At 68.6% G+C, this 810-nt stretch carries 1 protein-coding gene; it reads right to left on the bottom strand.

What is annotated here, in order from left to right; all coding sequences use genetic code 11:
- Positions 1 to 442 (bottom strand): Hpt domain-containing protein (locus ME121_RS32830; protein WP_491892965.1); only part of this gene is annotated, 442 nt, incomplete at its 3' end.
- Positions 443 to 810: the final 368 nt, after the last annotated feature.

Here is an 810-nt window from a genome sequence, read left to right as displayed (position 1 = left end):
TATCGGCGGCGGCATCGGCAGCGGTATCGGCAGCGGCATCGGCAGCGGCCTGGGCCGCGTCGGCGCCCGCGGCGCCGATGAGCTGCTCGAGCTCGGCCAGGATGGCCTCGCCGATGATGGGCGCGCTGGCCTCGGGCTCCTCGATGAGGCCGCGGATGAAGTCCTTGGCCGAGAGGGAGACGTTGACGAGGTCGCGGCCGACCGGGACCTCGCCGCGGCGGACGCGGTCGAAGGCGGTCTCGAAGTCGTGGGTGAAGGCGGCGACCTGCTCGAAGCCGAACATGGCGCCCGAGCCCTTGATGGTGTGCAGGGCGCGGAAGGCGGTGTCGATCAGGGTCCGGTCCTCGGGCCGGTCGCCGAGGTCGAGCAGGGTCGTCTCCAGGCAGGCGAGCAGCTCGGCGGCCTCGGCGCGGAAGATCTCCGCGGGATCCAGGGCAGTCATGGGACGATCGGACCCTCGCACACAGCACGCAGATACAGAATGAAGCGCCCCATCCCGAGCGGGGCGAGATTCCAGCTCCGAACGCGGGCCGTTTCCTTCGCGACCAGGCAGTCGAACGGACTATCCCGGCGCGCGACGCCCGCGCGGCGACGGGGAACGACGAGCACCCGCCGCCCGACCTCTCCGGTTGTATACGATTGGACCCGAAATTTTCCGTTAACGGCCAGATTTCGACCCTGGAAGCAAAGTATATCTCGCCAAGCCATGAAGCAAAAGATTGTCGGATACAGCGATCGCGTGAGCCACGGATCACAGGATCGCGGGCGCGCGGCCTCCGGCACGCGGATGAGTCCGGCACGGCGCGTCGA

Origin of the sequence: Methylobacterium sp. ME121, assembly GCF_000974725.1 — a bacterium.
Taxonomy (GTDB): domain Bacteria; phylum Pseudomonadota; class Alphaproteobacteria; order Rhizobiales; family Beijerinckiaceae; genus Methylobacterium; species Methylobacterium radiotolerans.
The sequence above is the reverse complement of the archived record's forward strand: the minus strand, read 5'-3'. Positions and strand labels throughout refer to the sequence as shown.